19 protein-coding genes and 3 pseudogenes are annotated in these 22,597 nt (G+C 69.7%); 15 read left to right on the top strand and 7 right to left on the bottom strand.

The genetic code is table 11. The annotated features are described in order from the left end of the window. Nucleotides 1-20 precede the first annotated feature (20 nt). From SL103_RS18485 to SL103_RS18470, 4 genes and pseudogenes are all read right to left on the bottom strand, one after another. Nucleotides 21-1,301, bottom strand: a complete 1,281-nt coding sequence (locus tag SL103_RS18485; RefSeq protein ID WP_079145821.1) for a mannosyltransferase family protein — start codon at nt 1,299-1,301, stop codon at nt 21-23. Nucleotides 1,302-1,799: 498 nt separating this feature from the next. Beyond that, on the bottom strand, nt 1,800-2,297 hold the full coding sequence (locus SL103_RS18480; RefSeq protein ID WP_069573881.1) for a SigE family RNA polymerase sigma factor: 498 nt from the start codon (nt 2,295-2,297) through the stop codon (nt 1,800-1,802). 91 nt (nt 2,298-2,388) lie between these two features. Continuing rightward, nucleotides 2,389-2,790, bottom strand: a complete 402-nt coding sequence (locus SL103_RS18475) for a hypothetical protein (RefSeq protein WP_069570101.1) — start codon at nt 2,788-2,790, stop codon at nt 2,389-2,391. Nucleotides 2,791-3,074: 284 nt separating this feature from the next. Then, a pseudogene (locus SL103_RS18470) lies at nt 3,075-3,380 on the bottom strand (transposase family protein); the annotation flags it as partial. Between the two features lie 509 nt (nt 3,381-3,889). Between SL103_RS18470 and SL103_RS18465 the strand changes: the two are divergent. The 5 genes from SL103_RS18465 to SL103_RS18445 all read left to right on the top strand — a co-directional run bounded on the left by SL103_RS18465 (nt 3,890) and on the right by SL103_RS18445 (nt 10,780). Then, nucleotides 3,890-5,047, top strand: coding sequence for an acyl-CoA dehydrogenase family protein (locus SL103_RS18465; protein ID WP_069570100.1), 1,158 nt, complete (start codon nt 3,890-3,892; stop codon nt 5,045-5,047). After that, nucleotides 5,047-6,660, top strand: coding sequence for a thiamine pyrophosphate-binding protein (locus tag SL103_RS18460; protein ID WP_069570099.1), 1,614 nt, complete (start codon nt 5,047-5,049; stop codon nt 6,658-6,660). Before SL103_RS18465 ends, SL103_RS18460 begins: the two co-directional genes overlap by 1 nt. Before the next feature lie 14 nt (nt 6,661-6,674). After that, nucleotides 6,675-7,838 (top strand): glutamate dehydrogenase, encoded by a 1,164-nt coding sequence (locus tag SL103_RS18455; RefSeq protein ID WP_069570098.1) that lies wholly within the window; start codon nt 6,675-6,677, stop codon nt 7,836-7,838. After that, the gene (locus SL103_RS18450) at nt 7,835-9,937 is read left to right on the top strand and encodes an acetate--CoA ligase family protein (protein ID WP_244303954.1); all 2,103 of its coding nucleotides are present in this window, start codon (nt 7,835-7,837) and stop codon (nt 9,935-9,937) included. The genes SL103_RS18455 and SL103_RS18450 overlap by 4 nt, the downstream gene beginning before the upstream one ends. Before the next feature lie 72 nt (nt 9,938-10,009). Continuing rightward, nucleotides 10,010-10,780 carry an SDR family oxidoreductase gene (locus SL103_RS18445; protein ID WP_069570096.1) on the top strand — a complete coding sequence of 257 codons (771 nt, stop codon included), beginning with the start codon at nt 10,010-10,012 and terminating at the stop codon, nt 10,778-10,780. Between the two features lie 71 nt (nt 10,781-10,851). On the opposite strand, the gene SL103_RS18440 is transcribed toward SL103_RS18445, so the two are convergent. Further along, nucleotides 10,852-11,463, bottom strand: a complete 612-nt coding sequence (locus tag SL103_RS18440; protein ID WP_069570095.1) for a TetR/AcrR family transcriptional regulator — start codon at nt 11,461-11,463, stop codon at nt 10,852-10,854. Nucleotides 11,464-11,566: 103 nt separating this feature from the next. Between SL103_RS18440 and SL103_RS18435 the strand changes: the two genes are divergently transcribed. The 3 genes from SL103_RS18435 (at nt 11,567) to SL103_RS18425 (ending at nt 15,243) form a co-directional block, all read left to right on the top strand. Then, nucleotides 11,567-13,174, top strand: coding sequence for an APC family permease (locus tag SL103_RS18435; RefSeq protein ID WP_347877852.1), 1,608 nt, complete (start codon nt 11,567-11,569; stop codon nt 13,172-13,174). Between the two features lie 163 nt (nt 13,175-13,337). Then, nucleotides 13,338-14,771, top strand: a complete 1,434-nt coding sequence (locus SL103_RS18430) for a gamma-aminobutyraldehyde dehydrogenase (RefSeq protein ID WP_069570093.1) — start codon at nt 13,338-13,340, stop codon at nt 14,769-14,771. Between the two features lie 241 nt (nt 14,772-15,012). Next, nucleotides 15,013-15,243: a hypothetical protein gene (locus SL103_RS18425; RefSeq protein WP_164492729.1), complete on the top strand. Its 231-nt coding sequence runs from the start codon at nt 15,013-15,015 to the stop codon at nt 15,241-15,243. A 402-nt stretch (nt 15,244-15,645) separates the two neighbouring features. On the opposite strand, the gene SL103_RS37925 is transcribed toward SL103_RS18425, so the two are convergent. Beyond that, on the bottom strand, nt 15,646-16,098 hold the full coding sequence (locus tag SL103_RS37925; protein ID WP_164492841.1) for a hypothetical protein: 453 nt from the start codon (nt 16,096-16,098) through the stop codon (nt 15,646-15,648). A 324-nt stretch (nt 16,099-16,422) separates the two neighbouring features. Between SL103_RS37925 and SL103_RS18420 the strand changes: the two genes are divergently transcribed. The 5 genes from SL103_RS18420 to SL103_RS18400 all read left to right on the top strand — a co-directional run bounded on the left by SL103_RS18420 (nt 16,423) and on the right by SL103_RS18400 (nt 21,346). Further along, nucleotides 16,423-17,367 carry an ABC transporter substrate-binding protein gene (locus tag SL103_RS18420; protein WP_079145819.1) on the top strand — a complete coding sequence of 315 codons (945 nt, stop codon included), beginning with the start codon at nt 16,423-16,425 and terminating at the stop codon, nt 17,365-17,367. 2 nt (nt 17,368-17,369) lie between these two features. Next, nucleotides 17,370-18,335 carry an amino acid ABC transporter permease gene (locus tag SL103_RS18415; RefSeq protein WP_069570091.1) on the top strand — a complete coding sequence of 322 codons (966 nt, stop codon included), beginning with the start codon at nt 17,370-17,372 and terminating at the stop codon, nt 18,333-18,335. 8 nt (nt 18,336-18,343) lie between these two features. Further along, entirely contained in the window at nt 18,344-19,096 is a 753-nt protein-coding gene (locus SL103_RS18410; RefSeq protein WP_069573878.1) for an amino acid ABC transporter ATP-binding protein, read from the top strand. After that, complete coding sequence (locus SL103_RS18405; RefSeq protein ID WP_069570090.1) at nt 19,093-20,307, top strand: M20 family metallopeptidase; 1,215 nt, start codon at nt 19,093-19,095, stop codon at nt 20,305-20,307. Before SL103_RS18410 ends, SL103_RS18405 begins: the two co-directional genes overlap by 4 nt. Before the next feature lie 166 nt (nt 20,308-20,473). After that, on the top strand, nt 20,474-21,346 hold the full coding sequence (locus SL103_RS18400; RefSeq protein WP_069570089.1) for a MurR/RpiR family transcriptional regulator: 873 nt from the start codon (nt 20,474-20,476) through the stop codon (nt 21,344-21,346). A 231-nt stretch (nt 21,347-21,577) separates the two neighbouring features. Here SL103_RS18400 and SL103_RS36165 read toward each other — a convergent pair whose 3' ends face one another. Continuing rightward, on the bottom strand, nt 21,578-21,793 hold the full coding sequence (locus SL103_RS36165; protein WP_164492840.1) for an STAS domain-containing protein: 216 nt from the start codon (nt 21,791-21,793) through the stop codon (nt 21,578-21,580). Between the two features lie 310 nt (nt 21,794-22,103). Between SL103_RS36165 and SL103_RS36160 the strand changes: the two are divergent. Together SL103_RS36160 and SL103_RS39580 are read left to right on the top strand one after the other, a co-directional pair. Further along, a pseudogene (locus tag SL103_RS36160) lies at nt 22,104-22,463 on the top strand (cytochrome P450); the annotation flags it as partial. A gap of 3 nt (nt 22,464-22,466) precedes the next feature. Further along, nucleotides 22,467-22,582: pseudogene (locus SL103_RS39580) on the top strand (IS5/IS1182 family transposase); the annotation flags it as partial. Nucleotides 22,583-22,597: the final 15 nt, after the last annotated feature.

Genomic DNA, 22,597 nt, shown 5'->3' with positions numbered 1-22,597 from the left:
AAAGCCCACAGAAAACCCACTCAGCCGGCCCAGCGCCCCGTGAGGAACGTCAGGGCGAAGGCTGCGGTCAGCGGTGTGGTGAGGCAGAGGTAGGCGGAGTGGAACCGTGGGATGCGCAGGCTTTTGGAGGCCAGGGCGATCCACAGTGGCCACCACAGGAGGGTGGCGCGGGGGATGGACATGTACCAGTAGGAGGTTCCCAGGGCGTACAGGTTGAGGGCGATGTAGAGGGCTTCGGGCCAGCGGCGTTGGCGGGTCAGTAGGCCGAGCAGGAGCAAGCCGACGATCATGGCGGCGAGTTCGGCCTGGAACATGAAGGCGTAGCCGGTTGTCTGGGTGTGGTCGAAGGCGTTGTGCCAGGTGTTGGCCCAGGCTTCCCAGGGAGTGTGGAAGGTGCGGTACCAGCCGCGTTCTTGGGCGTGTTTCCAGGCCAGCCAATCGCCGGTGTGGGCGTGCAGGTACCAGCTGTAGAGGGCGGCGGGCAGGGCGGGCAGGGTGAACCACGGTAGGGAGCGCAGGTCGCAGCGTGTGCGGAGGGACAGGAGGAATTGCAGGGCGAGCGCGGCGGCGAGGAACAGGCCGCTGACACGGACGGTCGTGGCCAGGGCGGCCAGGGTGGTGGCCAGGGGCCAGTGGTGGCGTTGGGCCGCGAGCCAGGCGGGGAGCGCGAAGGCGAGGAAGAGAGACTCGGTATAGCCGACGGCCAGGAAGATCGCGCAGGGAGAGACCAGGAAGATCAGTGCGACTCTGCGGCCGGCGCCGGTTTCGGGCAGGTGGAGTCGGGTGATGCGGGCCAGGGCCACCACGGTGACGGCTCCGGCGGTCAGTGAGATCAACAGTCCGGCCGTCGTCCAGTTCGGCAGGACGGTGTGGACCGCGCGCAGCAGTAGCGGAAAGCCGGGGAAGAACGCCTCCCGGTTGTCCCAGTGGCTCTGCCACGGGCCGCCGTGGTCGGGGAAGTAGCCGTCGCGTGCGATGTGGAGGAAGTGGCCCCAGTCCCAGTGCTCAAAGGGGGTGAGGGCGGGGCCGGGGTTGTGGGCTTCGGGGTTGGGCGGGAACAGCCAGCGCGCACAGTAGGCGGTGATCCAGAGGGATATTCGAGTCAACAGGTACAGCCAGAGCACCTCGCGGTCGGCTCGACCCAACCGCAGCGACCGCCGGCCCAGAAGGTCCCGCTGCACGCGGGGTGTCGCCCAGGCCGGGCGCCGGGGTCGGGAGCGCGGTGGCGGCGGCGCTGAGGGCGCGGAGTGCTGGGGAGCGGCGCGTGTGCGATCACGCAGACTAGGTGACATAGGGGGCATATCGGGCTCCTTGGGGTGTGTGAAGACGTGCACGATCGCCCGGTGGCGACCGCCGGGTCACGGTTGCGGTGGCCGGATCAGGGCGATGTGGCGGTCGACCGGGGCTCGGTGCTGGTGGCGGACGGTGGCGGCGCGTGTGTCGGGCGTCCACCGGGCGATGTGGACGCACTGCCTGTCGAGGTGGCGGTGGGCGTGGAACCCGCCGTCCCCCGCCCGGGGAAGGGCGGGCCCGGAGGCTGGCTGGTAGGTGCGGGCTCGGGCCTGCTGGGCGAGGGACTGGTCGCCGGAACGGCGGGTGCCGGTCGGTCGGGCAGGAGCGCGACAGCGGTGGCCACCCCACCGCCGAAGGCCAGGCACACCGCTGCGGCAAAGCCGGCGACCCGCCGCCGCCGGGCTCGCCTGGCACGATCGGCGATGTAGGCGACCGGCGCCGCCTCACTGCGGGTCTGCCCGGCCTGGGCCGCCTGCTGGAACAGGGACCGCAACGGGTCCTGGGGCTCACTCACCAGGGGCCTCCTCAATACGCGGATCCTGCAAGCGATCAGCGAGGGCCGACCGCCCCCGGCTCAGGTGGGTCTTGACGGTGCTCGCCGACAGCCCCGTCTCACCTGCGACCTGTTCGACCGTGAGATCGCACAGATAGTGCAACGTCATGATCCGGCGCTGCTGCGCAGGCAACGCACGCAGCGCCTCCACCAGCGCCACCTTCTCCGGACCCGGCCCCTCGACATGCGGTGGCGCACCACTGCGTTTCCAGGCATCGGCCGAGCGACGCCGAAAGCGCCACCGGCTCGCAGCCAACCGCCAGGCCACGGTACGGATCCACGCCTCGGGCCGACCGTCCCGGTCAAGCTGCCGACGCCGACTCCACCCCTTGACGAACGCCTCCTGCACCACGTCCTGCGCCTCGTGCAGGTCGCCGACCATCACGTACAACTGTCCCGTGAGCCGCGCGACCGTCTGGGCGTAGAACTCTTCGAACTCCTCGACGGTCAACAGCCACTCCCGGATCTCTCGCTTCACTGGGCATACGCCCGGCGAGGGGCATCCGGTCGACACCGGGCGCGAAGAAATAGCGTGAGGGTCTTCACGGAACCGAACGCGACGGACACGCGTCCACGACGTAACCAGCCGCACAGCCCAACCCACAGGCGCACAAGTCACAGGACGTCAATCTCCGGACGCTCTCCGCTGCGCCCAGTAGGCGCAACCTGCCGGCGGCCCGGCGGTCGGGTGCACCGTTTGCTCCACCACCCATCTCTTGGGGTTCCGGGGTGGCCCCTCTTGTCCCGGGCTCACGTTGGACGATCTCCACGTCGATGCCGAGGCGGGCGCCGCGCTCGACCAGGGCCTGCTTGAACCCGGCGTCCACCCCGCTCTTGGTCACCGCGGGTGCGGTGGCGGCGACCTTGTCCAGCAGGGTGATCCCGACCGCGTGGTCGTGCACGCTCGCGGCGACCATGACCACGACGGTGATCAGGCCAAGCACATCGGTGGCGATGCCTGGCTTGCGGTCCCGGCTCTTTTGCCCGGATCCAGCCCGGTCTCCTGTCCAGCAGCCTCCGCCCCACTACCGGCTGCCGCCTCCTGCGGCTGCCCATCGCACCCGCAACCCCGTGCTGCCGCCGCCTCCTCCATCCGCACCTGCGACTCCCGCTGCGCGCTCTGCCGGATCCGCGCCACCTCCTCGGTGGCGTCCTTGATCGGATAGCCCGCATCCATCAGCATCGCCACCGCCGTCTCCAACGACAGCACCCCCGCCCCATACGCCTGGACGACCACGAACGCCTTCGCCCGGATCGTCCTCATCGCCTCGGCCAGGGACGGGGCGAGGGCGGACAGGGCCTCGACGACTTCCCGTATGTAGCGGAAGACGGTTGCGATTCCGATGCCGAACCCGGCGGCGAGCTGGGCACAGGTGTCACCGCACCGCAGATGAGCCAGGGCGAGCAGGGCCTGGCGTGCAGCGGAGAGACGTCGCCACCGCGTCCCGATCTCCAGCCTCCTCACTGCCAGTTGCCCCGTCAGGAACCGCAGAGTGCGGCTGGACAGATCGATCGAGGACGGATAGGCAAGCACACGAAGCTCCTGGCGGGCACGGGTGATCTTGGTCGAGAACCCGTCCACCAGGAGCTTCACCCTTGCGCAGGACTGTCCAACTCACGGTCAGCAACGCCAGCTCGGAAACGGCTCAGCGGCTCGGTCCGCGGGACGGAGCAGGGCGTGCGCCAGGCGCAGGGGCAACGAGTGCTGTGGCGTGGCGGGCTGCGGGCGCGGCAGTGGGCAGTGGCACCCCGTCACCGCGCCAGTGCGCTTCCCACCACTGCGTGGTGGCCCCGAAGGTGGCGAAGGCGCCCTCGCTCAGGGTGTGTGTCCAGGTCTCGGTGCCGACCTCTTCCAACGGCACCCGGAATGATGCATCGACACCCACACCGTTATCTGGGCGGGCAACCCCGGGGGCCGCAGGTCGCCCCCCCCTCTCTACTGAATGATAGTTCAGTTAGTGGACCCATTGACAGGTCAGTCGAGGGCTCCTAATACTGAACCGCGATTCAGTTGGAAGCGTTCCTGTCACGCCTGGAGGCACCATGACCGAGCTCCCCGTCGAGCTGTGCCCGCTTACTCCTGAGCAGAACGACATCGTCGAGCTCACTCGGGCCTTCGCCCGGGAAGAGATCCGTCCACGGGCCCGCGCGGTGGACGAAGCGGACACCGAGACCCCATGGGACCTGTGGAGGGCCGCCGCGAAGGTCGGGATCACTGGGTTCATGCTCCCCGAGGAGTACGGCGGGGGCGGTTTCACCGATGTGTTCACGCAGGTCTTGGTGCAGGAGGAACTGTGCGTCGGAGACCTGGGGATCGGCAATTTGCTCTGTTCCAACGGGTTCTTCGCCGACCCCGTGCTAGAGCTCGGTACGGAGGAGCAGAAGCGCACTTGGCTCGCCCCGCTCGCGGGTCCCGACTCCCCGATGACCTCGCTGGCCACCACCGAGCCCGGTTCCGGCTCCGACGCTGCGTCCATCACGACCACCGCCACTCGTACCACCGGGGGCTATCTGCTCAGCGGGCAGAAGGCGTGGATCTCCAATGCGGGCGAAGCCGAGTTCTACGTGGTCTTCGCCAAGACCGACCCTGCTCAGCGGTCGGGCGGCGTCAGCGCCTTCCTGCTGCGCAAGAACACCGACGGGATGACCTTCGGCGAGCCGATGCGCAAGATGGGCCAGCGCGCCATCGTCTGCCGTGAGGTCTTCTTCGACGGCGCCTTCGTTCCCGAGGGGAACCGTCTCGGGAACGAAGGCCAGGGATTCCGGGGCCTGATGCGGACCTTCGACATCTCCCGCGCGGTGCTCGGTGCCGCGGCCACAGGCGTGGCACGCGCCGCGTATGAGTACGCCCGCGATTACGCGAAGACGCGTGTCCAGTTCGGCAAGCCGATCATCGAGCACCAGGCAGTCGCGTTCCGTTTGGCCGACATGCGTACCCGGGTCGAACAGGCCCGGCTGATGACCTGGCGCGCCGCGAAGCGCCTCGACGCCGGCCTCGATGCGACGACCGAGGCCGCCATGGCGAAGCTCATCGCCTCGGAGACCGCCGCGTACTGCACCTGGGCCGCCGTACAAACCCTCGGCGGCTGGGGCTACTCGCGCGAGTACCCGGTCGAGCAGTGGATGCGCGACGCCAAGCTGGAAGAGATCGAAGAGGGCACCTCCGACATCATGCGTCTGCTCATCTCGCGGAGCATGTGATGACGCCCCTGACGGGCGGGGAGGCAGTCGTCCGGGCACTGTCCGCGCACGGCACGGACCTCGCCTTCGGCATCCCCGGCACCCACAACCTGGAGATCTACCGGCACCTCGGCCGGTACGGGATCCGGCACGTCACCCCGCGCCATGAGCAGGGCGCGGGCTACGCCGCTGACGGCTACGCCCGTACGACCGGCCGCCCCGGCGTCGCGATCACCACGACCGGCCCGGCACTGCTCAACATCGCCGCCTCGGTCGGACAGGCATATTCCGACAGTGTGCCGCTGCTGGTGGTCTCCCCTGGCATGCCGCTGCGCCACCCCCGGCAGCCCATCGGTCTGCTGCATGAAATGCCCAGCCAGACAGAGGCGTTCCGGCACATCGCCGCGGTCAGCCACCGGGTCTCCTCGGTGGCGGAGATCGGACCGGCCGTGGCCCGCGCCTTCACACTCTTCCGCACCGAGCGGCCCCGCCCCGTACATATCGAGATCCCGCTGGACCTGCTGGAGACCCCCGAACCCGTGGGCGAGGTGCGCCTCGCCCCGCCAACTGTGTCCGCCGGCCCCGCGCCCGACGCCCTACGGGAGGCGGCAGCCGCCCTGAGCTCCGCTCGCCGCCCGGCACTGGTCCTGGGCGGCGGCGCGCGCGCCGGCGGCGCCGCCTGCCTTTCGCTCGCCGAGCGGTTGGGAGCACCGGTTGTGACCACCGCCAACGGCAAGGCCGTCGTGCCCGAATCCCACCCCCTGTCGCTCGGCGTGGCGCTGCACAGCCCGTCCGTCCAGAAGTGGCTGGCGGACTGCGACGTGCTGCTCGCTGTCGGAACCGAACTGGCCGAGTCCGACCTGTGGTCCGGCCCGCCGCGTCTGAACGGGACACTGATCCGGGTGGACCTCGACCCGGCGCAGATGTATGCGGGTGTGCCGGCGGACATCGCCCTCGTCGGTGACGCGGGTGTCGTGCTCAGCCTGCTGCTGCCGGCCGTCGGACAACGCCAGGGCGGTTTCCCGCCCGCTTCCGAGGACGACACGGCATCAACCGCTGCGGAGCTCCGCGGGGAGCGTGACACGGAAACCGCGGAACGTGACGCCCGCTGGCGCCCGTTCCTCACCGCCATCCGTTCTGTCCTCGCCCCCGACGCGGTTATCACCTCAGACAGCGCGCAGTGCTGCTATTACGGCGCGCTGCCTCACCTGCCCGTCGATCCGCCCGGCCGATACCTCCATCCCACCGGCTTCGGCACTCTCGGCTATGCGCTCCCAGCCGCCGTCGGCGCCAAGGCCGCCTTCCCCGACCGTCAGGTTGTCGCTCTCAGCGGCGACGGCGGATTTCAGTTCAGCGTCCAAGAGCTTGCCACGGCTGCCCAGCTCCGGCTCCCGCTGCCCGTCATCGTGTTCGACAACGGCGGTTACGGCGAGATCCGCGACGAGATGGCCGCACGCGGCGACGAACCGACCGGCGTCGACCTGTCCTCCGTGAATCTCGCTGCTCTTGCTCGCGCCTACGGCGGCCACGGCACTCAGGTCACCACCCCGGACCAGCTCGGCAGTGCGCTGCGCGAGGCGCTCACTGCCCCCGGACCCACTGTCATCACCGTTCCCGAGGAGGCAGACCATTGACCGGAACACCCTTGATGTCCATCACGTGGACCGACCACGTCACCGGCCGCCGCGGCTATCTCGTCATTGACCGCCTGGTGCGCGGGGTGTCCAGCGGCGGGCTGCGCATGCGCGCGGGCTGCACGCTGGAGGAGGTCACCGGGCTCGCCCGGGGAATGACGATGAAGGAGGCACTTCACTACGACCCGCAGGCGCGCTATATCCCGCTCGGCGGCGCCAAGGGCGGCATCGACTGCGACCCGCAGGACCCCGACGCGTACGGCGTCCTGGTCCGCTATCTGCGTGCCATGCGTCCGTACATCGAGAACTTCTGGACCACTGGCGAGGATCTCGGTCTGAGCCAGGACATCGTCGACCGGGCCGCCGCCGAGGCGGGCCTGGTGTCGTCCATCCAGGCCGTCTACCCGCTGCTTGACGACGAGGGGGCCGCCCGGCAGCGGCTGGCCGACGCCTTCGCCGTCGACGTGGATGGCATCGGACTGGACGAACTGGCCGGCGGCTGCGGTGTCGCCGAAGCCGCACTGGCGGCACTCGACCGGGCGGGCGTTCCGTACGCCGGTTCGCGGGTGTCCGTGCAGGGCCTGGGAACCATGGGCGGGGCCACCGCGCGCTTCCTCGCCCAGGCGGGACTGCGGATCGTCGCCGTCGCCGACGTCAAGGGCACCATCGCCAACCCCGACGGTCTCGACATCGAGGCACTGCTCGCCGCGCGCGACGCGTTCGGCGCGGTGGACCGTACGGCCCTGCGCCCCGGTGACGCCGAACTGCCGGGCGAGGCGTGGTTGGAGGCCGACGCCGAGGTGCTCGTGCCGGCCGCCGTCTCGTACTGCGTGAACACCGCCAACCAGCGGCGCATAACCGCCCGCTGGATCGTAGAAGCGGCCAACATGCCGGTGCTGCCCGAGGCCGAGGAACTGCTGGCGGCGCGCGGTGTCACCGTGCTGCCCGACGTGGTCGTCAACTCCGGTACGAATGCCTGGTGGTGGTGGACACTCTTCGGTGACATCGACCCGGATGCCGACGAAGCGCTCGCCCATATCCGCCGCTCGATGCGCTCTCTCATCGGCCAGATGCTCGCCCGCGCCGAGGCCGACGGCAGCACTCCGCGCGCCGCCGCGCACGCCATCGTCGCCGACCGGCTGCCGGAGATCACCGACCGCTTCGGATGGCACCGATGACGCAGACCCCGTCGACACCGACAGCAACGAGGGCCGCGGCATCGGCCGCTGCTCCGGGCGGGCCCGCCGCCCTCGACGTGCTGTTCGATCCACGCTCGGTCGCTGTCGTCGGCGCCTCCGAGAATCCGCAGAAGTGGGGTTATTGGCTGGCCACGGGCGCTCTGACGGGTCGTGGCCGCCGGTCCGTCCACTTGGTCAACCGGCGTGGCGGCCGCCTGCGCGGCGTCCCCTTCCTGCCGAGTCTCGGTGCGCTACCCGGCCCGACCGAGCATGTGGTGGTGGCCGTCCCGCCCGGGCAGGTTCATGGCACCGTCGTCGAAGGGCTGGCGGCCGGTGCACGCTGCTTCACGGTCATCACCTCCGGCGGCGCCACCGCGGACGAGGAACGCGAGCTCGCCGCACTGATCACCGGCCACGGCGCCCGGCTGCTCGGCCCGAACTGCATGGGTGTGGTGGACACCTGCAGTGAACTGCGGCTTTCCTGGGGGGACTTCCCCACCGGTGACGTCGGGCTGGTCTCACAGAGCGGCAACCTCGCTCTGGAGATCGGACGGCTGCTGGCCCGCTCGGGCCAGGGCTTCTCGCGCTTCGTCTCGCTCGGCAACCAGCGCGACATCGACGCCGCCGACGCGATCGAGGCGCTGATCGCCCACGAGCCGACCCGGGTCATCGCCGCCTATGTGGAGGACTTCCGGGACGGCCGGCGCCTCGTCGGCGTCCTCACCGCCGCCCGGCAGGCGGGCAAACCGGTACTGCTGATGACCGTCGGCCGCAGCGAAGCGTCCGGACGCGCCGCCGCGTCCCACACCGGCGCCCTGATCACCGCCCGCGCGACTGTCGCCGCAGCCTGCCGGGAGGCAGGCGCCCTGCTCCTGGACAGTGCGGGCGAACTCGTCGACACCGCCGTCGCCCTGCTCTCCCCGGCCCTGCCCGCGGGCCCCAAGGTGGCCGTCGCGGGCGACAGCGGCGGCCAGGGTGCACTCGCGGCCGACGCGCTCGCCGTACACGGCCTCTCCGTCCCGCCCCTGCCTCCGGCGGTCTCCGACATCCTGGCCGCGTGTCTCCCGCCAGGATCCGTACCCGGCAACCCAGTGGATCTGGCCGGTGCGGGCGAGGCCGACCTCGCGAACTACGCCCGCGTCGCCGACGCCCTGCTCTTCGGCAGCGGCGCCGACGCCGTGCTCCTGACCGGCTACTTCGGGGACTATGCCACCGCCAATCCGGCGCAAGTGGCACACGAATGCGCCGTGGCCCGCCGGATGGCCGAGTCGGCCCGTGCTTCTGGCGCGACGCTTGTCGTGCACACCATGGCCCGCGACACCCCCGCCCTGGCAGTCCTGCGCGAGCAGGGAATCCCCGTCCTCGAACGCATCGAGCACGCCTCTGCCGCCCTGGCCAACGCCCTGCGGTGGACGACGCTGGTGCCACGCCCCGCCATCGAACTCCCCAACCCGGCCGGGGACGCCATCCCGGATGGCGGTTACGAGACGATGCGGGCGCTGCTGCGCTCGTACGGCCTGACCTTCCCCAAGACGGCCTTCGTCACCACCGCCGACGAGGCCGCCCGGTCCGCCCGGCGAATCGGTTATCCCCTCGTCCTCAAAGCGATGGGCCTCGCCCACAAGACCGAGGCAGGCGGTGTCGCCCTGGACCTGCGGGACGAGGGCGCGCTACGGACAGCGTTCGCCCGGATGCGGTCGGCAACCGGCGTGGCCGGATACGCCGTCGAGGCCATGACCCGGCCGCCCCATGCGGTGGAGCTCATCGCAGGGGTACGGCGCGACCCGGCGTTCGGACTCGTCGCCATGGCCGGCATCGGCGGCACCACCGCCGAACTTCTCGGCGACACCGCCCTCGCCCTGGCCCCCCTCACCGACGAAGGGGCCCGCGAACTCCTGCTGTCGCTGCGCCACGCCCCGCTGCTGACCGGCTGGCGCGGCGCTCCTGCCGTCGACCTCGACGCGGCTGCCGCGGCAATAGCCGCGCTGGCCCGCTCCGCGGTCGAGCACCCCGAACTGTCCGAGATCGAGATCAATCCGCTGCTCGTACACCCCGGCGGCGCCGTCGCGCTCGACGCCCACGGCGTCCTTGCCGGCTGAAGCACCTCGCCTCACCCTCCACCCACCTCCAGCCCCCCAGGCCGGTTCCAGGCCCTCCGAAGGGACATCGCTGTGTTCACCGATCGCACGTTCATCGTCACCGGTGGTGGTAGTGGCATCGGCCGCGCCATCGCCCTCGCGCTGGGCGCCGCCGGCGCCTGCGTAGTCGTCACCGGCCGCACTCCGGAAAAGCTGGACGAGACCGTCGCACTCCTCGGCGAGCAGGGCGCCGACGGCATCGCCGTCCCCACCGACGTCCGCGACCCGGGGGCCGTCGACGCGCTCGTAGAGGCCGCAGTCCACCACTACGGCGCCGTTCACGGCCTCGTCAACAACGCGGCCGGAAACTTCGTCGCCCCCGGTATCGACCTCAGCCCAAACGGCTGGAAGGCCGTCGTCGACATCGTCCTCAACGGTTCCTTCTACTGCACCCGAGCCGTCGCCCGGCAGATGCGCAACCAGGGCACCGGCGGATCGATCCTCTCCGTCATCGCCAGCTATGCCTGGCACGGCCACCCCGGCACGGTGCACTCCGCCGCCGCGAAGGCGGGCGTGCTGGCCATGACCCGCACTCTGGCCGTCGAACTCGCCCCGCTCGGCATCCGGCTGAACTGCATCGCACCCGGTCCGACGGAGACCAAGGGCGCCGGTGCCGCCTTGTGGGCCGACGACACGGCCCGCGCCCACGTCCTCTCATCTGTCCCGGCAGGCCGCTTCGCCGACCCGACCGAGGTGGCCGACGCCTCGCTCTTCGTACTGGGTGACCGCGCCTCGTACATGACTGGTGAATGCCTCACCCTCGACGGCGGCCAGTGGCTGGGCAAGCAGGTCTACGGTCAATAGCGATCGGCCGCCCCCGTGCCTGGGCATGGATCCACGTCCAGGCACGGGCGCAGCCACCCGCGCCCCTGGACTCAGCCGGACAGCGCGCCACGCTCCAGTCCGAGTTCGCGGGCGAGGGCATCGTCGACCCACTCCATCATCGACGTGCGCGACAGCGACCTTGGGTAGGCGGTCATCTGCACGGCCAGCCCGTCCAGCAGGGCGGTCAGCCGCCAGGCGGCGCCCTGCGGATCGTCACACGTGTACTCGCCCGCGTCCGCGCCCTGCCGGATCGTGTTGGTGAGTGCCGCCTTCCACTGCCGATCCAGGCCCTGGACGACGTCTCGGAGTGCGGGTTCCCGCAGGGACGCCGCCCAGCCCTCGATCCACAGCCTCCAGCCCTTGGCCTGTCCGGTGGGTGCGTACCAGCGCACGGCGGCGTGCAGGCGCTTCACCGCGCTGCCGCCCCGGCCGAGCAGCCGCCGCAGACGGGCGAGATCCGCTTCCGCGGCGTACGTGAAGGCCGCTGCGACAAGCTTCTCTTTCGTCTCGAAATGGTAAATGATCAACGCATTGCTGATGCCGAGGGCTGAGGCGACATCAGCTACCCGGAGCGCCGCAACACCGCGCCGCTCGATCTGATCGACCGCAGCGCGCAGCAGTTCCTCGCGCCGCTCCTCCACGCTCAAACGCACTCTCGCCATGGCGTCACATTATCGGTGCCCCGCACACCTCTTGACACCGCCGTATGGCAGCCCCACAGTGCCTCTACTAACTGCACGTTCAGTCAGTTAAGAGGAGTCAACCGTGACCCAAGCGCCTCCGTCCCCCGGCCCCGACACTCCGGATCTTTCCGAAGGGTGGGGCGAGCAACGCTCCCGGCTTCACAAGGACCTCCGCCGGCGGGATGTGCTCTTCTTCCTCATCTGCACCCTCGTCGGTCTCGACACCATCGGCTCGGTCGCCGCCCAGGGCCCACAGGGCCTGACCTGGATGGCCATCCTGGCCCTCGCCTTCTTTCTCCCCTACGGCCTGCTGGTCGCCGAGCTCGGCTCGGCGTTCCCCGTGCAGGGCGGCCCCTACGTCTGGACCCGGCTCGCCTTCGGCCGGGTGACCGCCGGCCTCAACCAGGTGTTGTACTGGATCTCCAACCCCGTCTGGCTCGGCGGCAGTCTGTGCATCATCGCCCTGACGGCCTGGGAGGAGTTCTTCACCCCGCTGCCTGGCGTGTGGAAGTACGCGGCTGGGCTCGCTTTCATCTGGATCGGCGCACTGGCGGTCGTGCTGTCCGTGCGGATCGGCAAGTGGGTTCCCATCGCGGGCGCTGTCGCCCGTATCGTGCTGCTGAGCTTCTTCCTGATCTCGGTGGTCGTCTTCGCCGTGAAGAACGGCGTGCACGCCCTGCCCGCCGGCCAGTTCACCCCGACCTACGCCGGCTTCGTCGCCCTCGTCCCCGTCCTGATCTTCAACTACGTCGGCTTCGAACTGCCCAGCTCCGCCGCCGAGGAGATACGCAACCCGCAGCGGGACATCCCCCTTTCCATCCTCCGCTCCGGCCTCGCCTCGCTCGTGCTCTACGGAGGGCCCATCCTGGGCATCCTCTTCGTCCTGCCGGGCAAGGAAATCGGCACCCTCGGCGGCTTCATCGACGCCTGCAAGGCCGTCTTCACCGTCTACGGAGGCCACATCGCCGCCGACGGCACGGTAACCCTCAGCGGAGCCGGTTCCGTCCTCGGCGGCGTGGCCGCAGCCGGACTCATCATCGGCCTCCTCACCAGCGGCGTCACCTGGGCCATGGGCGCCCACCGCGCCCAGGCCGTCGCCTGCGCCGACGGCGCCGGACCCGCCTGGATGGGCAAGATCTCCGAACGCTACGGAACCCCCGTCCGGGTCAGTCTGCTGTCCGCCGTCCTCGCCTCCGTCCTCCTCGTGGTCACGCTCAACCTCACCGGTGGCAACGGCGAGAAGTACTTCGCCGCCGGCCTCGGCCTCGCCATCTCCACCACTTTCATCTCCTATGTGATCACTTTCCCGACGCTGGTCGTCCTCCGCCGCAAGTACCCGCAGGCCCCGCGCCCGTATCAAGTACCGGGGGGCAGGGCCGGTGCCTGGGTGGTGACCGTGCTCGCCACCGGCCTGGTCGCCTTCACCGTGGTCGACCTGATCTGGCCCGGCTTCGGCGTCGGCTGGTTCGGCACGGAGGGCTCCGCGGCAGACTCTCTGCCGAAGAGCTTTGCGGGCCAGCGCCTGCAGTACACGCTGAGCCAGGTCGTACCGCTGCTCCTCTTCCTTGGCATCGGAGCGGTCTTCTACGCACTCGGTGCCCCAGCCCGCCGCCGCTCTGCGGCCTTCGAGGCGCGAGCGGAGTCCTCCCGTGTGCCGGACACCCGTACGCCTCTGATCTCCGACCTCTGACGACGCCCCCTGTGAGATCGACGAACAACGCCCTGGTCCCGGTATCCCCCGTCTCAAAATTCGTGGTTCGACGGTTCAGACCTCATGCCAGGGCTACAGACGTGTCGGAAACGGCAGCACTGGAGCGTCACGCCATCGGACACAGCACAAGGAGAGGTTTGCAGTGAGCGAGCTGCGTCATTTCCGCAACCACATCAATGGAGAGTTCCGTGACGCCGCCGACGGGCGTACCACCGAGGTGATCAACCCGGCTACCGGCATGCCCTACGCCACCGCTCCGCTGTCCGCCGCCGCGGACGTGGACGCGGCCATGGCCGCAGCCGAGGCCGCCTTCCCCGCATGGCGTGACCTGGTACCGGGCGAACACCAGAAGTACCTGCTGAAGATCGCGGACGCGATCGAGGCGCGCGCCGAGGAACTCGTGGCGGTCGAGTCCGAGAACACGGGCAAGCCGCTCGGGCTCACCCGCAGCGAAGAGATCCCGCCGATGGTGGACCAGATCCGTTTCTTCGCGGGCGCGGCCCGGATGCTGGAGGGCCGCTCGGCCGGCGAGTACATGGAGGGGATGACCTCGATCATCCGCCGCGAGCCGGTCGGCGTCTGCGCGCAGGTCGCGCCGTGGAACTATCCGATGATGATGGCCGTGTGGAAGTTCGCCCCGGCGATCGCTGCGGGCAACACGGTCGTCCTGAAGCCGTCCGACACCACCCCGGCGTCCACGGTGCTGCTCGCCGAGATCATCGGGGAGATCCTTCCCAAGGGCGTCTTCAACGTCATCTGCGGCGACCGTGAGACCGGCCGCATGATGGTCGAGCACCCAACCCCGGCGATGGCGTCCATCACCGGCTCCGTCCGCGCGGGCATGCAGGTCGCCGAGTCCGCCGCCAAGAACGTCAAGCGCGTCCACCTGGAGCTGGGCGGCAAGGCGCCGGTCGTGGTCTTCGAGGACGTCGATATCGCCAAGGCGGTGGCGGACATCTCGGTGGCGGGCTTCTTCAACGCCGGCCAGGACTGCACTGCCGCGACCCGCGTCCTCGTCCAGCAGTCCATCCACGACGAGTTCGTGGCCGCGCTCGTCAAGGCCGCTGCCGAGACGAAGACCGGTCAGCCGGACGACGACGTGCTCTACGGGCCGCTCAACAACCCGAACCAGCTCAAGCAGGTCTCCGGCTTCATCGAGCGCCTGCCCGCACACGCCAAGGTCGAGGCGGGCGGTCACCGGGTCGGCGACAAGGGCTACTTCTACGCGCCGACCGTCATCTCGGGCCTGAAGCAGGACGACGAGATCATCCAGAACGAGGTCTTCGGCCCGGTCATCACCGTCCAGTCCTTCACCGACGAGCAGCAGGCCACCGAGTACGCGAACGGCGTCGAGTACGCGCTCGCCTCGTCGGTGTGGACGAAGGACCACGCGCGTGCGATGCGTCTGTCCAAGGCTCTCGACTTCGGCTGCGTGTGGATCAACACGCACATCCCGCTGGTCGCGGAGATGCCGCACGGCGGCTTCAGGAAGTCCGGCTACGGCAAGGACCTGTCGGCGTACGGCTTCGACGACTACACCCGGATCAAGCACGTCATGACGTCCCTGGACGGCTGACATCCCCTTCGAGGGCCCCGACCGCACCGCGGATGCTGTTGGTCAACTCGGCGGGCGCAAGTGTCGATGCAGTCGACGGGGTCTGGGGAGATTCCGGCGGACACTGCGCGGGTGGCTCGGGCGGCGTTCCCGAAGGTATGCCGCTCGAAAAGTCGTCGCCGCACGTCACGCGGCGTATCCGTACTTGTTGATGAGGCCGCCGAGGATCCGGGTGCGGAGCAGTCTGTGGGCGCCGACGTCCGTGCCTGTGGCAGCATCCGGGCATCGGCTGGTCGCCGCGCTCGACCACTGCCTGCACGGGCGCGGAGGCTCAGCGCCGTCCATCGACACCGAGGAAAGACCGGCGGGCGCCGCCTTGATCCGCGCGCTGGTACGCACCGGCGCGGAATTGGTCGTGGTGCCGCGTGTAGGGCTCCCGCTGGAGGAAGGGGTGGGCGCGCTGCTGCGCTACGTCGACCCTCACCAGGTCTGACGGGCGCTACGGATCCTGCTTGGGTTCCACCACAGGGACTTACGGTGGTCAGGCGATAGCGGGGGGCGCCCAGTAGGTCTCGCCGACGTCGGCCGACCGCCTCGACGAGCGCGGGCACGAACTCCCTGCCGGCAGCAGGCACATGCCGACCCGCGCCTGTACGCGGCTTGTGGACGGGCAGGGCCCATCCGCTTCCCGCAGATCCCGATTGCGCGGCGGGCGGTCCTTCACCGCTTCTCCGCGTCTCACAGGTCCTTCCCGTCATCTCCAGCAGATCACTTCCTCGGCTTCACCGCCAGGGCTGGGCGGCCTGGTACCCGAGCCGAAGCATCCAGGCAGGCGTGGACGATCGTCTTCGGCCGACTCGGGCAGAACACACCGTCCTGCTCGGGCGCATGCGCCTCAAAGTCCTCGAAGTCGGGCTCGAAGTCGCCCTCCACGCCGGGGTCGAAGTCCGGCTCGAAGTCCGGCTCGAAGTCGGGCTCCAGGTCGGGGTCGAGACCAAGGTCGAGATCGGGGTCGAAGTCCGGTCCCCCCGCCCTCCACCAGCTCGTCTGCAGCCTCCTCTTCGGGTTCGTACGCGGCGGCGCAGCAGCAGGTAGTGGACAGGGAGGCGTTCAGCTCGGCTCCGGCTGCCATGCGTTCGATGAGCACGCTGGTGAGCTTGTCGAGCTGCTCGGCTGCGCTGACTCCCTCGGGCAGCTCGTCGCCGGACAGGTCGGTGAGCTGCCGGTCGAGGTCCTGGATCTCGGTGAATACATCGAGGATGGCGCGGTGGTGCGGGTTCTCTGCGATCGGGGTCGGCGCCAGCACGGCGGTGGCGACCTGGTCGATCAGGGTGGGGAACTGCGTCAACGAACGGGGCCCTTCAGGGGCGGGGAGGGGTCGGTGGGACCGTCCGCCGCGTGCAATGTAGCGGCCGTTCTCGTCGCCCTATCGCCCGCAACGCCCACAGCGCACATCACGCATAACACTCGAACCTGCAGGTCAGCGCCCCTTCTCGGCAGGCTCGAGGATCGCCACGCACTCCACGTGGCACGTCATCGGGCCAGGGATGCCGCACGACAGACGCATGTAACGTCTATTACATCTAGCCATTAGGGGAAGTGATGTGTAACTTTCGGGACGTCGGCGGAGGTGATTCCGCTCGCTTCGGACGTCCGAGAGGGAACGACTTTGATGTACATCTCTGCGCCCCGCCGCGGGGCGACTGCCGTGCTGGCCTGCACGGCTCTGGCGGTGGTCTCCGGCTGCGGCGCCGGTCATGGCGGTGGCGAGCCAGCAGCCGGGGGCAAGATCGCCGGGGTCACGGTCACGCGGGACGCGGCCCTCCACGAGGCCCTGCCCGAGCAGATCAAGAAGGCGGGCACCGTGCGCGTGGCCACGGACGTCCCCTACCCCCCGTTCGCGATGTTCGTCACCGAGGGGAAGAGTGAACTGGCCGGCCTGGACTACGACCTCGGCCAGGCCCTGGGCGCGAAGCTCGGCGTCAGGTTCGCCTTCACCCCGACGAAGTTCGACGGCATCGTTCCCGCCCTCCAGGCCGGCAAGTTCGACGCCGCGATGTCCGCGCTGACCGACAACAAGGAGCGGCAGAAGGTCGTCGACTTCGTCGACTACTCGCGCTCCGGCTCGGGCATCCTGGTGGCCGAGGGCAACCCGGCGAAGATCAGCACGCTGGACGACATCTGTGGCAGGAAGGTCGGCGTCCAGGCGGCGACCAACCAGTACAAGCTGCTCAAGGCCCACCAGGCCACATGCCGGGCGTCCGGCCGGAAGGTGGCCGACATCCAGACCTTCCCCAAGGACTCGGACGCCCAACTCGCCCTGCGCTCCGGCAAGGTGATCGCGGAGGTCGTCACAAAACCCGCCGCCGGCTGGTCGGCGAAGACCGCCGACGGCGGCAAGGCTTTCGACCTGGCCGAGGACCCCAAGGCACCGGCGGGCTACCGTGCCTCGCCCAACGGCATCGCCGTCAGCAGACAGCTCCCGCAACTGACCGACGCGATCCAGCGGGCGCTCCAGGCTCTGATCGACGACGGCACCCTCACCAAGATCTGTGACAAGTACGGCGTCGCCTCCATCGCCGTGAAGGAAGCCACCAAGAACGCGGCGGTGGACTAGAGATGACCGCCACCACCCACGCGGGCACACCGCACACCAGTAAGACCCCCGCACCCGACACCTTCGAGATCGTCCCCGTCCACCACTGGGGACGCTGGATCTCCGCGGTGGCCGCCCTCGCCACGCTGGCCGGCCTCATCGGCTCGCTCGCGAAGAACGGCAACCTGCACTGGGACGTCGTAGGCCACTACCTGTTTGCCGGCCTCATCTTCGACGGCCTGGCCACCACCCTGTGGCTGACCGTCGCCGCGATGACCCTCGGCCTCGTCCTCGGCACCCTCGTCGCGGTCATGCGGCTCTCCGACAACCCGGTCCTCTACGGCCTGTCGTCGCTGTTCGTCTGGGTCTTCCGCGGCACGCCGCTGCTCGTACAGATCATCTTCTGGGGCTACGCCGGAGCCCTCTACCAGAACGTGATGATCGGCGTCCCGTTCACCGGCGTCACCTTCTTCCAGGCCGACACCAACACCCTGCTCACCCCGGCGGTCGCGGCCCTGCTCGCGCTCGGCCTGAACGAGGCCGCGTACGCTTCCGAGATCGTCCGCGCGGGGATCCGGTCCGTCGACGCGGGGCAAACCGAGGCGGCCCACTCGCTCGGCATGCGCCCGGCACTCACCATGCGGCGGATCGTGCTGCCCCAGGCGATGCGGGTGATCATCCCGCCGCTTGGCAACGAGACGATCAACATGCTCAAGATGACGGCCCTCGTGTCGGTGATCGCGGCGCATGACCTCATGTCCAACATCCAGGACGTGTACGGGCAGAACTACCAGGTCATCCCAATGCTCGTGGTGGCGTCGCTCTGGTACCTGGGTCTGGTCAGCGTCCTAAGCGTCCCGCAGGCGTGGCTCGAACGCCGCTACGGGCGCGGCACGGCCCGCGGCGCCGAGGTCTCCCCCCTGCGGCGCCTGTGCGCCGGACCCCTCACCGCCCTGCGCGGCCGCACACAGAAGGAGGCGGGCCGGTGAACGCGCCCATGGTGCACGCGGAGGGCGTGCACAAACACTTCGGGAAGCTCCAGGTTCTCAAGGGCATCGACCTGACGGTCGAACGCGGCCAGGTGTGCTGCCTGTTGGGGCCCTCAGGGTCCGGCAAATCCACGTTCCTGCGGTGCATCAACCATCTGGAGAAGATCGACGGAGGCCGGCTCTCCGTCGACGGCGAACCGGTCGGCTATCGCCCCCAGGGCGCTCGGCTCCACGAGTTGCGTGAGCGCGAGGTCGCCGCCCGGAGGCGCGACATCGGCATGGTGTTCCAGCGGTTCAACCTCTTCCCGCACATGACCGCCCTGGAGAACGTCGGGGAGGCCCCCGTCAAGGTCGCCGGTGTCACCAGGGACCGGGCTCGCGACGAGGCAAGGGCCCTGCTGGACCAGGTGGGGCTCGCCGACCGGGAGGGCCACTACCCGGCCGAGCTCTCGGGCGGCCAGCAGCAGCGCGTCGCCATCGCTCGCGCCCTCGCCATGAAACCGAAACTGATGCTGTTCGACGAACCGACTTCGGCGCTCGACCCCGAACTCGTCGGCGACGTCCTCGACGTCATGCGCCGGCTCGCGGACGACGGCATGACCATGGTCGTCGTCACGCACGAGATCGGCTTCGCCCGCGAAGTCGGTGACCTGGCGGTCTTCATGGACGAAGGCGTCGTCGTCGAATCTGGTGACCCCCGGCGGGTGCTGGCCGAACCGGAGCAGGAGCGCACCCGCGCCTTCCTGTCGAAGGTCCTGTGAGCGCCCCGTCCCGGCAACAGCCCCTGGACGAAGCGCTGCTGTCGCTTTCCCACGCACACCAGGCCCGGTACCTGGAAGACCTGGCCGAACTCGTCGCGATCGACTCCGGCTCGTACAGCGCCGACGGTGTCAACCGGGTCGCCGACCTGGTCCGGGCCCACCTCGAGCGTCTGGACTTCTCCGTGGAACGCGTCCCGCTGCGGCAGGCCCACGGACACCGCATCGGAGATGTGCTCATCGGCCGCAAAGCAGGTCGCCTGGCTGTCGCCGACGGGGGCCGCAGACTCCTGCTCGCCGCGCACATGGACACCGTCTTCGACGACGGGGCCGCCGCCGAACGCCCCTTCACCCTCAACGGATCACTCGCCCACGGACCCGGCGTCAGCGACGACAAGGGAGGCATGGTCGCAGGACTGGCCGCCCTCGAGATCCTCGCCTCGGCAGGCATCGAGGACTACGCGGAACTCGTCTTCCTCGCCACACCCGACGAGGAGATCGGCTCACCCGCCAGCAGACCGGTCACCCGGCGGGCAGCCGAAGGGACGCACTACGCCCTCGCCCTCGAATGCGCCCGGGAGAACGGCGACCTGGTCATCGCCCGCAAGGGCGTAGCCGACTTCAGGCTCACCGTCACCGGCCGCGCCGCACACGCGGGCATCGAACCCGAACGCGGAGCGAACGCGGCCCTGGCCGCCGCCCACCTCGTCATCGCGATCCAAGCGCTGAACGGCACATGGGAGGGCGTCACCCTCAACGTCGGCGTCGTGCGCGCGGGCAGCCGCTTCAACATCGTCTGCCCCGACGCGGAACTCCTCGTCGAGATCCGCTCGGCCACAGACAGCGGCATGCGCGCGGCCACCGCCGCCATTCAGGAGGCCGCCGCGCGGCCCGTCGTTCCCGGCACCCGCGTCACCGTCGAGGAACTCGAATCGTGCCCGCCGATGGAGGACACAGACGCCTCCCGCCGGATGCTCGACCGGGCCCAGGACATCGGCGTACGCCTGGGACTGACCTTCGGGGCCACGGCGACAGGCGGCGTGGGAGACGCCAACACCATCGCCGGCACAGGGGTCCCGACACTGGACGGCCTGGGACCGGTCGGCGGCGCCGACCACACCCCCGAGGAGTGGCTCGACGTCAGTACGGTCCCGGCCAGGGTCACTCTGCTCGCCTCTCTCATCGCCGACCTCGGCGACTGTCGCGGCGACTGACGCTGCCCCCGACGCTCCCGCACCGGTTCATCGCGCCGTTGCCTGGTGCGGGAGCACCCGTCGTCGCCCCGGAACACGGCGGCGGCCGGGATCACGGCTCGCGTGATCGGCATTAGGCTCGGCACGCGGGCCGCACGCCCGCCGACGACCGAGAAGGGAACCCGCGATGGCCGCTGGCGCACTCGCCGACGTGATCCGGCACAAGCTGGGCGACCTCAGCCCGGCCGAGCGCAAGGTCGCCCGCGTCCTTCTGGTCAACTACCCCTCCGCCGGCTTCGAGACCGTCGCCGTCCTCGCCGAACGGGCGGGCGTCAGCGCCCCCTCCGTCATCCGCTTCGTCAACCGGCTCGGCTACCGGGGCTTCCCCGACTTCCAGACCGCCCTGCGCGAGGAACTCGACGAACGCAACGCCTCACCCCTGTCCCTGTACGAGTCCGCCGACCGCGCCCGCACCGACGAGGCGGCGGACGGCGAAGCATCCCTTCTCGGGCAGGGCAGTAGGCTGTTCAGCTCCGCCGTCGCGCAGACCCTCACCGAACTCCCGCCGCACGACCTGGAGCACGCCGTCTCGCTCCTGGCCGACGGCAAACGGCGCATCACCCTGGCCGGCGGCCGCTTCACCCATCTCCTCGCCCAGTACCTTGGACTGCACCTCATGCAGTTGCGCGGTGACATCCGGCTCCTGCCCGCGGGCGACGTCGAGCGGACCGCGGTGCTCGGTGCGCTCACGCGCCGCGACGTCCTGGTCGTCTTCGACTACCGCCGGTACGAGCAGGACAAGGTCACCATGTCCCGACTCGCCCTCGAACATGGCGCGAAGGTCATCCTGTTCACCGACCGATGGCTGTCCCCAGTCTCCGCGCACGCCGAGGTCGTCCTGCCCAGCCTGGTCACGACGCCGTCGCCGTACGACAGTTTCGTACCCACCCTTGCCGTGGTTGAGACCGTTGTCGCCGGAGTCGTCGCGGCGCTCGGCGACGACGCACCCGCGCGCCTGCGGCACACCGAGGAGATCGCACGGCGTATCGGTCTGCAGTGACCCCAGACGGCCCGCCGCGACCTCACGCCCCTTCGACCGGAAGAGCCGACACCGGGCACCGACGTACCGCGACCTACGCTCGCGCGGCGCCGTCGGCACGTTCCGGCATGTAGATCCTCAAGCAGCGGGCTCCTCCCCGAGCCTCGCGCCGAGGACCTCAGACCGTTCTTTCCAAGGTGGCACCCGTCTCCCCACAGTCGCCCGGCCGGCCTCACGCCGATGACACCGCCGTCATTCCGAGGGCACCAGTAGCTGGTGCGGGCCCGTGCGTTGCAGTTGTGCGTGGACCGCATCACTCACCCGTACGAAAGCAAGGATGCCGCCGGCGTGGCTGACCGCCTGGCGAACGCCGAGCAGGGTGTAGAGGCTCGCCGCGTCGCACGAGGTGACGGCCGAGAGATCCATCAGCAGATGACGGTCGCCCGCCTTCGGCCGGCCCTGCCGCACCTCATCGACACCTGGGCGGCGCAGCGGTCACCAGTGGCGTGGGAGGTGACGGCGACCGGGGAGGACAGCGCTGCGTCACTGAGGTCCATGGTGGCGTAGCGCAGGGGCAGGGCCGCCGTCGACTCCCCCAGGGAGTACCGCGATGGTCAATGTTGGCGCCGGGAGCCAGGCCGACGAGGTATGCGGTGCGGTCGTCGAGGCTGAGGTGGGCCAAGCACCGGTCGTGCCCAGGCCCGTGAACGCCCCGGCAGCCGACCGAGTCGGCGGGCCAGGCTCCGTGCCCGCAGTGCAGCCACGGAAGGGGTGCGGGGTTGAGCGGTTCCGGAACGAACCGGACCTGGTCGTCCCGCTCATCGAAGAGGTGCTGCGGTACGAACCGCCGGTCCAGTTCATCCCCTTCACCATCACCCTGTCCGACATCGACATCGCCGGCACCATCATCCCCAAAGGCGCCCAGGTCTGGCTCCTGCTGGCCTCGGCCAACCGCGACCCCAAGCGCTTCGAGGATCCTGACCGGTTCGATCCCGACCGCGAGGACAACCAGCACCTCGGGTTCTACATCGGCATCCACTACTGCTTCGGGGCCCCACTGGCCCGGATGGAGGCCCAGCTCGCCCTGCCCCAGCTGTTTCGACGAATCAATAATCCCTCACGGCCTGAGCCGCCTCCAGGAATCACCGCTTGGGTGTTGTTTCAGCGGGTGGTCCCGGCGCCCCCCTGCGCCCGCAGAGCGGGTGCCGCCGATATGACGACAGACAGGTGCTGGCGGCGATCGTGTTCGCGGCCACCTGACACGCTCAAGCC

The organism is Streptomyces lydicus (genome assembly GCF_001729485.1).
Taxonomy (GTDB): Bacteria; Actinomycetota; Actinomycetes; order Streptomycetales; family Streptomycetaceae; genus Streptomyces; species Streptomyces lydicus_D.
Note: the sequence above shows the minus strand (reverse complement) of the source record. Positions and strands in the feature narration are given on the sequence as shown.

What these genes read in the sequence shown, in the direction of transcription:
- SL103_RS18450 (WP_244303954.1), top strand. Translation starts at nt 7,835, where the DNA reads ATGACGCAGACCCCGTCGACACCGACAGCAACGAGGGCCGCGGCATCG.
- SL103_RS18440 (WP_069570095.1), bottom strand. Translation starts at nt 11,463, where the DNA reads ATGGCGAGAGTGCGTTTGAGCGTGGAGGAGCGGCGCGAGGAACTGCTG.
- SL103_RS18415 (WP_069570091.1), top strand. Translation starts at nt 17,370, where the DNA reads ATGACCGCCACCACCCACGCGGGCACACCGCACACCAGTAAGACCCCC.
- SL103_RS18485 (WP_079145821.1), bottom strand. Translation starts at nt 1,301, where the DNA reads ATGCCCCCTATGTCACCTAGTCTGCGTGATCGCACACGCGCCGCTCCC.
- SL103_RS18465 (WP_069570100.1), top strand. Translation starts at nt 3,890, where the DNA reads ATGACCGAGCTCCCCGTCGAGCTGTGCCCGCTTACTCCTGAGCAGAAC.
- SL103_RS18420 (WP_079145819.1), top strand. Translation starts at nt 16,423, where the DNA reads ATGTACATCTCTGCGCCCCGCCGCGGGGCGACTGCCGTGCTGGCCTGC.
- SL103_RS18460 (WP_069570099.1), top strand. Translation starts at nt 5,047, where the DNA reads ATGACGCCCCTGACGGGCGGGGAGGCAGTCGTCCGGGCACTGTCCGCG.
- SL103_RS18410 (WP_069573878.1), top strand. Translation starts at nt 18,344, where the DNA reads ATGGTGCACGCGGAGGGCGTGCACAAACACTTCGGGAAGCTCCAGGTT.
- SL103_RS18400 (WP_069570089.1), top strand. Translation starts at nt 20,474, where the DNA reads ATGGCCGCTGGCGCACTCGCCGACGTGATCCGGCACAAGCTGGGCGAC.
- SL103_RS18455 (WP_069570098.1), top strand. Translation starts at nt 6,675, where the DNA reads ATGTCCATCACGTGGACCGACCACGTCACCGGCCGCCGCGGCTATCTC.